Source organism: Mesorhizobium sp. M1227 (genome assembly GCF_040318315.1).
Taxonomy (GTDB): domain Bacteria; phylum Pseudomonadota; class Alphaproteobacteria; order Rhizobiales; family Rhizobiaceae; genus Mesorhizobium.
The window spans coordinates 1-8,300 of the sequence record NZ_JAMYLZ010000076.1; the positions used below are offsets into that span (position 1 = coordinate 1).

Consider the following 8,300-nt stretch of genomic DNA (forward strand, 5'->3'; position numbering starts at 1 on the left):
GGCCGTCTGGCCGTTGCCGTGTTTATGGGCAGGCCTGGACGAAAGCTGCGACATTGCCGCTGCCGCCCTGGCTGACATTGGCATCGCAGCCGTGGCCCACCTGCACGCCGGCAGCAATGTTGCCGTTACCGTCCTGGGTCAGAATGGTGGTGTGGTTGGAGCCGAACTGGCCGACGCCGGCCACGTTGCGGTTGCCGTTCTGGTAGGTGGCGCCGTAGTTGCCGGCCCCGTCCTGGCCGATAGCCGAAAGGTTGTGGCGGCCGCGCTGCTGGCCGATCACCTTGTTGAAGCGGCCGTTCTGATACACCCGGATACGGTTCTTGAAGCCGTTCTGGGCGCCGCCGGCCGAGTTCGACCAGCCATATTGCTCGATGCGCACGTCATTGGCCATGGCCGGAGCGGCGGCAGTGATACCGACAAGAGCGGCAAGCGCGGTTGCGATGAAAGAATTGCGGATCATGAGAGCGTCTCCTTTGGCGGACGGGACCGCGGTTGAACGGCTTCTTTTTAGGAGATGCCGTTCGAACTAAGGCTGAAGGCGGCGTTCAGCTGGGGTTCAGGAGGGCTTGCGCGGGTCGTGGCTGCGGCGGTCAGGCCGCTATTCGCTAGGGCAATGGGTGGAGCACACTCGCCAAGGGCGGCCGGTGTTGGACATTTCTATACTTGGGGTTGGCCGCTTCCGGCCCACAGGCTGCCGGACGGCAATGGGCCCGGTCTCCGCCGTTCGGGCGGGTTGGAGTCGATGCCGAAAACCGCCGTCCGTTCATTTCGTTGCCAGCTGTGTTCCCGCCCGTCAAAATGATGATGAGATGGTGGAAAGCGCCTTGCTGCTTAGAGTGCTAACGGGTACCTCCGTCGCGTGGCAGGGCGGCGGGGTTCTCGCGTGGCAGCAGTTTTCATACATTTGTCGGACATCCACTTCGGCCAGGAGAAGGATGGAGGGCTCGTCTTTATCAACGACGATGCGAAGAAACGGCTGCTCGACGACGCCGCTGCCGAGATCGCCAAACTCGGGACGACTGCATCCGGTGTCATCGTGACCGGGGACATCGCCTATGCCGCTAAGTACGAGGAGTATGCGAAGGCGGGCGAGTGGCTCGACCGGCTGGCGCAGCGCATCGGCTGCAGCCGCCTCGATATCCAGATGGTTCCCGGCAACCACGACATCGACCGAGACGCCATCACCCCGGTCGCGAAGTTCCACCTCGATGCTGTCCGTGAGCAGGGCGACAAGATGCTTGACATGCTGCTCGACGACGAGGGTCAGCGCGAGGCGCTCTACCAGCGCTTCGCCGCCTATCGGGACTTCTCCGGCGGCTACGGATGCGACCTCGACGTCGGCGGCGTGTACTCGGCCGACGTGGCGGTGGCCGTGGCGCCGGGTCGCACCGTTCGCTTCGTCCGACTGAACTCCGCGTTGATCTGCTCGCGCAAGGACGACGAAGGCAAGCTGATACTGGGCGCGCGTCAGCGCGTCTTCGAGGCGATCGACGGCGAAGAGATGGTGGTCCTCGTCCACCATCCGCTCAACTGGCTCCAGGATTCGGATGAGGCGGCCCGCTACTTCAAGGCGCGCGCCCGTGTAATCATCTCAGGGCACGAGCACTTCCCGTCCTTGGATATCAAGGCGGTGGAGGAGGGCTGCGATCTCCTCATGCTCGCCGCCGGCGCGACCGCGCCGGACGACATCGACGAGAAGTACACGTACAAGTACAACATCCTTACGTTCGATTGGGACGAGGCCGCCGACGCGCTGGCGGTGACGATCAACCCCCGGACCTGGAATTTCGAGATGAAGCGCTTCGAGCGGGATGACCGCTTCCTCGAAGGCAAGTCTGAGCGCAATGTCCTCGGCTCGCCCTACTTCAGTCGGGCGCCTCGGACCGCCGCCCCGATCCAAGGCATAGTGGATGAGCCGCCGCACGTGCGGCCGGTCGCGAACCCGGTGACAGGATCGAAGGAGGTAGACTTGTCGATGCCCGACGACATTCGCTTGGTCCGCCTGCGCTTCTTCCGGGATCTCCCGGAGGAGCGCCGTCGGCGCATCCTCGTCGAACTCGAGGCGATACCCGCCGATCTGACGGACCGTCTCGATCACACAATCGAGCAGAGGTTCTTCGCGAAGCTGGTCGCGCAAGGACGCGTGGGTGAATTGTCGGCCGCGACAAACGCGGCGATACTGGAACAGAAGCAGGGGGATGCTGAATGAGCGTGATGGCAAAGTACGTCAGAATCTTCTGGCCGGATCCCAAAGATGAGGACGTCAATCGTCGCAACGCCGCTGTCGTCGCGGTCCAGGCGTGGATTTCGGCATTCGACGATCCTTGGACGGCTATCCGGTTGGCCTCAGCGCTGGCCGATGGCGTCGCCGACGGGAAGGCGCGGGACGAGTTCGCCACGACGGTGGAGCAGGCGATCGTGGGTGCGGGTAGCGCCGCGTTCGTGCGAGAGGACCATGATCTCGAGAACATCGTCGTGGCGCTGGTGTCGGCCCTAAACCTCGTCCGGCGGGAACCGGGCGCCTTAGGCTGGACCCCGGTAGACGCCCTGGCGGCGGGACTGTGGTCGGCGCTCTCGTTCCAGTCGCCCATCGTGGAAGAGCCGATCGAGCTTCTCCGCCAGGAGGTGCTGGTCGCTGCGCGTGAAAGGACGATGCTGATCGCCGAGCGGTCGCGCAAGCGGGCGCCAGTCCCGGAGATAGGACCGCTCGCGCTGCCGGAGGCTCAGCCAACGGGCCCGCGGGCGAACACCGCCTACCGCAAGGCCACCGAGCCGCTGGTAAAGGCCCTGCGGGAGAACGCCGAGTTGGACCGCGAGGAGCTCGAGTTCCTATGGTGGACGATCGAGGACTGGAGCGACGCCCTGGAGGGTCGCCGGTCGGACGCCGATCCGCTCGTTCGTGCGGTGATCGCCGGCGTCGACGGCGCCTCGAAGCTGCGGCGCCTGCCGGCGTCGGGCCACCGGAACGTGGTGCTCCGCGGCGTGCCGGCCGGAAGCCCCGCAACTTTGACCGCGCTGCTTGCCGCGCTTGAGGATCATCGCGCAACGCTGGCGAAGTCTATCGACGCGGGTCGCGTCGGCCAGGCGGCCACTGTGTTCCCGCTGCACACTGCAATCGCGAGCGGGAACGCGAACCGGGCTGGAGCGGACATCGAGCGGGACGCGCGCGATTGGGGTGGGCGGGCGCTACTCGAAGGCGGCATTCTCCAGGTCGCAACGCTGCGAGGCGGTTAATCATGGTCCAGGGCACCTGCCGGCTGAGCGAGTGCACGTTCAACGTGACGGGTCAGTGCGCGCTGAACCGTCCGGTCGAGCAATGCTCGAACCGGAGGGATCCGGGCGGGGCGGCGAACGGCATTGATGCGGATGATCAGGTCGACGACGGCGGTCGCTCGGCGGGTACTTCGACCGAAGAACGATCCTCCGCCGATCTGGGTGGCGCAGTGCTGGCGAGCCCGGACGAGACGCCGAGGCTGCCTTCCAGCCTGACGATGGGTCTCGAGGAGGCGACGTCGCTCATGACGAGGCGACATACGACGATGGTCGGAATCCTAGGATTGCCCAATTCCGGCAAGACGGCGTGCCTGGTGAGCGCTTACCTGCTCCTCGCCAAGGGCGGGTTTGAGGGATACGACTACGCCGACAGCGCCTCGCTGATGGCGTTCGAGCAGATCTCGCGCGGCAGCCGCCACTGGACGAAGGGAGACGAGCCGGGTCAGCTCACCATACACACCGAGATGGCCGACGACAGGCAGGCGGGGTTCCTACACTTCAGGCTTCGTCGCCGGTTGGACGGCCGGTTCTTCGACATGCTTATACCGGATCTTCCGGGTGAATGGTCGAGGGCGCTGATCGACAAGGCTGACAGCCTACGCTTCGCGTTCCTCGGGTCCGCGTCGGTGATCTGGCTGATGGTCGATGGTCGCGCCTTCGCTGATCCGAAGACAAAGAGGTATGCGACCTATCGGGCCGAGATGCTGGTCGAGCGCCTGTCCGCAATCCTGCCGACGCCAAGGCCGCGGGTGATCCTGGTTCCGAGCTGGCGGGACATTGGGGAGTTCCCTGCGGATGCATATGACAGCATACGCGAGGAGGGGCGCAAGCACGGGATGGCTATCGCTCTTGCGCCGATCGCCTCCTTCTCCTTCGGGGACGTTCCACCCGGATCGGGCGTGGCGCCGCTGATCGACATGACGCTGAACCACGACCGACCGGCGCCCGACTTCTGGCCGGACGATCGAAGCCCGGGTATGAGAACGCTTGGCTGCTTTAGGAGTGCCCAATGACCCGGAGGTCAATCGTGCTGCTGGGCGGTCCGGATTCAGGCAAGACCAACTACATCGGGCGGCTCTGGCCGTCGTTCAAGAAGCGCAGGGGCGCGCTGCGGGCCGAGCGGCTGCCGGAAGACATCGCTTACGTCGACGGGGCTGTAGAGCACCTGATGCAGGGCAGTTTCGCTCCCCGTTCCGACAGGAACCTGGAGGTCGGCCGCGCGGACTTTTCGATCAGCGTGCGCGGAGCGAACGGCGAGGGTGAGCTGACCGAGCTGATGGTGCCGGATATCTCGGGCGAGTTGTGGACGCGCATGGTGGCGACGTTCGAGATCTCCCGGGAGTGGCTCGGCGTCCTGAACGAAGCGGAAGGCGCCGTCGTCTTCGTACGGGCGCTCTCCGATCAAATCGTCCAGCCGCTCGACTGGGTGACCGCGCGCAACATCCTGCGGTTGGACGCCGAGGCTGAAGCCGTCGTCGAAGCGGCGGCCGAAGGCAACCACGAACCCATGGTCCCGGCGGAAGCCGACGCACTACCGGGCGGATTCGAACAGCCGCTTCATGACGAGGCGGCCACGGACGCCGTGGAGCTGCCATCGGAGCCGGATATGCCGACGCAGGTGCTGCTCTGCGAGTTGCTTCGCTATCTCGACCTGTGTCTGGCTGGGTGTGCGGATGGTGGCCGCCCGCACGTCGCCGTCGTTGTAGCCGCCTGGGACCTGCTTGATCCCGGCGTCCGCGCCGGCGGGCCGATGGCGTATCTCAAGCGAGAGTTCCCGCTGTTCGCCGGCCGCCTCGCGGACACTGGCCGGCTGGATGTGAAACTGTTCGGGCTTTCGGTGGTCGGCGGAGATCTCGAGGATGACGACGAGTTCCGCAACCGCTTCCTCGAACGGGACATCTCGGAGCAGGGCTGGGTCGTCGTCGAGGACGGGGACGCCCTGAGGACCGATGACGACGTGATGCTGCCCATCGCCTGGGCAATGGGGGACTGGGTTGGCCGGATTTGACCAGCAGCTGCATGGCTATCGGCAGGGGCATCAGCTCCTTTCAAGCACCATCCGCCTACCCAAGGCCGATCAGGATCTGATCGACCGCCTGTCCGACGTCGCCGGCCCGCTATCGCCGGGCGAGCGCTTCGCGCCTTATCTGACGCTGTACCCCCTTCCGAGTGAGACGCACTACATCGTGGCACGGACTTGGCAGGACTTCGAGGCACCACGGGCCGGATGCGTCCGCACCCGCAGCGTTCTGGTGCCGATGTCCGAATGGCAGGAGATGCAAGACGTGACTTCGGTCGTCGCCGTCGCTACCGACGCCGGCGCGGACCAGCCGGCCGAGCGCCGGGCGCCCTCCGCTGTCGCAGCCCTGCTTCCGCCCGTTGACCCTCTAAGTGGTACCGAGCTGATCGAGGCGATGTTTCTCGAGGAACGCGCGCCGATCGTGGTGTTCGACGCGGAGAAGCCCGAGCCGCTCGCGCTTAGATTGACGACCGCGCTCTGGCCGGGCCTCCGCCGCACCTTCTGCATGTCGACCTTCGCCCGCTCGCCGCGAACGATCGGCCGCCGCAGCTTCGATCTCGTGTTCGCGTCGAAGGAGGCCCGGTCCCGCTTCGCCGACTGGAAGGGGCGTCGCATCGATGGGCGCAAGCGCGGACCGGCCCGGCATCCATGGTCCGCGCCCATCGTCGCCCAGGTCCTCAGCGCCTCGGTGCCGTCACTCAAGAACCTCGATGCGCTCGGCGAGATGTCATCGGACGGCGTCGGGAGCGAGTCGGCGCTGCGGGTCTCGCTGCTGTGGGACGATCTGCGCCGCAAGCTGCCGAGTTCGCCCACTGCAGCTTTGGGCATGCTCGACATCGCTAACACCCGGAAGGTCAGGCAGGTGGACCTGATCCGCGAACTGGAGCCGGCCCTAGCTCGCTCGGCCTCGATGGCGACCACAACGATGGATGCGGAGGACGCGTGGAGATACTTGGGGGCCCTGATTCAAAAGCTGGAGGGACTGAGTCCCTCCATGTCCGTGGCGAAATCCATCCGCACCGCCGCCGTCGATCTGGCGTCGCGCCATCCGGTCGAGACGGTCGAGGTACTGTCGTCGTTGAACGTTGAGCCGCAGAGGAAACTGCTCGTGAGCGCGGCGGCGGACGGCCTGGCGCGGTCGCTCGATCACGACGTCGCGGAGCGGATGAGCCGCCTCGACGGTGACGATCTCCTGGATCTCCTGTTCGCCAGTGCATCGCTTGCGGAAGGAACCGTCGGGAGGCTCCCGGTTTTCTCGTCCGCGTTGGCGGCTGCGCTCCGAACAGCTGACGACGGCGTCCGGGAGGAGGCGAGGAGGCGGCTGCTTGGCCTGCTGGTCGACGATCGCCACGTCGAGCCCGCGCGGCTGCTCATCAACGACCTGGACGCCGGGGGCCTGATCAAGGAGGCCGCGCATGTGAATGCGGTCAACCGGCTGAGCTCATCCGAGATCAGGAGCGTCCTCGTCGAACGGGCACGGGAGCTTCAGGCCGAGGCCGCCCTCCGCGAGGCCGTGAGCGCGATGGACGCAAGCGTCGGAGGCGATGCGCTCGTTGAGGCGACGCTCCGCCAAACCTCGGCTGATCTAGAGTGGCTGCTCGCGACAGCGGCGCTGAAGCGATCGCGGCGAAGCGAATTGATCCGCTCGCTGCTCGCGACCGCGACCCCCCTTCAGCTGCGGAGCGTGCTGGCCAACCAGGGCACGCTCGGGAAGACTCTCGCCACGTTGAACGCGGCGAATGGATCTGATGCCGATTTGCTCTCACGTATTGCCTACAATGTGACCATGCCACCCCGCAGCTACGTCGCCCTTGTGGTCGACCTGCTTCCGCATCTGAAGGGCGGCATCGGTACCGCGCTGATTGGCAAGGCGATCGAACTCGCGTTGCCGGAAGAACCGAACGAGGTCTCCTCCGCTATTCTCGATCGACTGCTGTCGGCGGCAGGTGACGGGCTGAATGGCGGCAGGGCAATGCGCGTGGGGTTACAGCGGGGCGTGTCGCATGCGTCGGCCTCCCGGAATCTTGTGGCGTTCGGCCGCGCGCCCGCCGCCGTCCGCAGATCCCTTCTCACCGGCATGGAAGATATGGCGGTTGCCCTGACGGGTAGGCACCAGTTGGACATATCCACCGAAGCCTCCGAAGCAGCCGCGAAGATGCTGTGGGAATCCGGATCGGTGGATGCGAACGGTTTCGTGCGAGCATCCGCCATCCTGCTGCCGTTCGCGCTCGGTGATCGGCGCGAGGCCGCGTCGCCTTTGATCGCGGCGGCGTTCCCACCGGTGTACTGGGAACTCGCCAAGGACAGCGCGTTCGACATGCTGAGCTATATCTTCGTCTTCCTCGACTGGGATAAATGCAAGAGCGCTCGGCAACGCCTGATAGACTCCTTTGCCCTTTCGGAATGGCGGATCTCCGACATCGCCATAGCCGCGGTGCGGGCCGGCGATCCAGTCCGCATCTTGGGAGGGATCGCGAGGGAGCGTGGTGGGAGGAAGGTTCTCCGGGACTTGGTCGCCGATCTGAAGCAGGTCCCGGATGAGGTGCGTAAACCCCTCCGGGCTGCTCTGAAGGAGCTTGGGGTGAGCTGAGGTCGAGAGTTCCTAGCGCTATGGCGACGGTACGGTTCCGCTTACTGCTACAGTTTGCGCCGCAAGCTCTTCGATCCGGTTAGGTCCTATTCCAAGTCGTTCCGCGCGCCCGTCGGCCACTACACAAACCTTACTCAATCCACATTAACGGATGTCCGGATTTGGGGTACGGGGCAAGGGGCTGAATGTCCGTGTTTGGGTAAACACTCACTTTGCCAACGCGACAAGGTTATCGACAGCACCAGTAGGGAAGTGAATGAAGGTCGGCTTTCGCGCGATCGCGGTCCGAAAGCTGCCAGTCTGCCAGTCGGCAATCGTGAAGAGTTTCGGGCGCCGGCAGGCGTACGAAAGTCCCCGAGGAAGGAACCCGCGGGCCACAGGCGATGGCTATGGGGATTTCGGATTTCGGCAGATGTC

At 65.2% G+C, this 8,300-nt stretch carries 6 protein-coding genes; 5 read left to right on the forward strand and 1 reads right to left on the reverse strand.

Annotated features, from left to right (window positions below; all coding sequences use genetic code 11):
• Positions 1-22: 22 nt before the first annotated feature.
• Complete coding sequence (locus NKH28_RS33745) at positions 23-460, reverse strand: curlin (protein ID WP_352452314.1); 438 nt, start codon at positions 458-460, stop codon at positions 23-25.
• Between the two features lie 423 nt (positions 461-883).
• Between NKH28_RS33745 and NKH28_RS33750 the strand changes: the two genes are divergently transcribed.
• Genes NKH28_RS33750 through NKH28_RS33770 form a run of 5 tightly spaced genes read left to right on the forward strand, consistent with a single transcriptional unit; the run spans position 884 to position 7,883 of the window.
• Positions 884-2,209, forward strand: a complete 1,326-nt coding sequence (locus NKH28_RS33750; RefSeq protein WP_352981414.1) for a metallophosphoesterase — start codon at positions 884-886, stop codon at positions 2,207-2,209.
• Complete coding sequence (locus NKH28_RS33755; RefSeq protein ID WP_352981415.1) at positions 2,206-3,234, forward strand: GTPase-associated system all-helical protein GASH; 1,029 nt, start codon at positions 2,206-2,208, stop codon at positions 3,232-3,234. Before NKH28_RS33750 ends, NKH28_RS33755 begins: the two co-directional genes overlap by 4 nt.
• A 2-nt stretch (positions 3,235-3,236) precedes the next feature.
• Positions 3,237-4,286 carry a TRAFAC clade GTPase domain-containing protein gene (locus tag NKH28_RS33760; RefSeq protein ID WP_352981416.1) on the forward strand — a complete coding sequence of 350 codons (1,050 nt, stop codon included), beginning with the start codon at positions 3,237-3,239 and terminating at the stop codon, positions 4,284-4,286.
• A complete protein-coding gene (locus NKH28_RS33765; RefSeq protein WP_352981417.1) occupies positions 4,283-5,281 on the forward strand; it encodes a TRAFAC clade GTPase domain-containing protein in 999 nt (332 codons plus the stop codon). Before NKH28_RS33760 ends, NKH28_RS33765 begins: the two co-directional genes overlap by 4 nt.
• Positions 5,268-7,883, forward strand: a complete 2,616-nt coding sequence (locus NKH28_RS33770) for a GAP1-N1 domain-containing protein (protein WP_352981418.1) — start codon at positions 5,268-5,270, stop codon at positions 7,881-7,883. The genes NKH28_RS33765 and NKH28_RS33770 overlap by 14 nt, the downstream gene beginning before the upstream one ends.
• Positions 7,884-8,300: the final 417 nt, after the last annotated feature.

Bases quoted from the DNA above. Each gene is read 5' to 3' on its own strand.
- NKH28_RS33745 (WP_352452314.1), bottom strand. From the start codon at position 460: ATGATCCGCAATTCTTTCATCGCAACCGCGCTTGCCGCTCTTGTCGGT.
- NKH28_RS33755 (WP_352981415.1), top strand. From the start codon at position 2,206: ATGAGCGTGATGGCAAAGTACGTCAGAATCTTCTGGCCGGATCCCAAA.
- NKH28_RS33760 (WP_352981416.1), top strand. From the start codon at position 3,237: ATGGTCCAGGGCACCTGCCGGCTGAGCGAGTGCACGTTCAACGTGACG.
- NKH28_RS33765 (WP_352981417.1), top strand. From the start codon at position 4,283: ATGACCCGGAGGTCAATCGTGCTGCTGGGCGGTCCGGATTCAGGCAAG.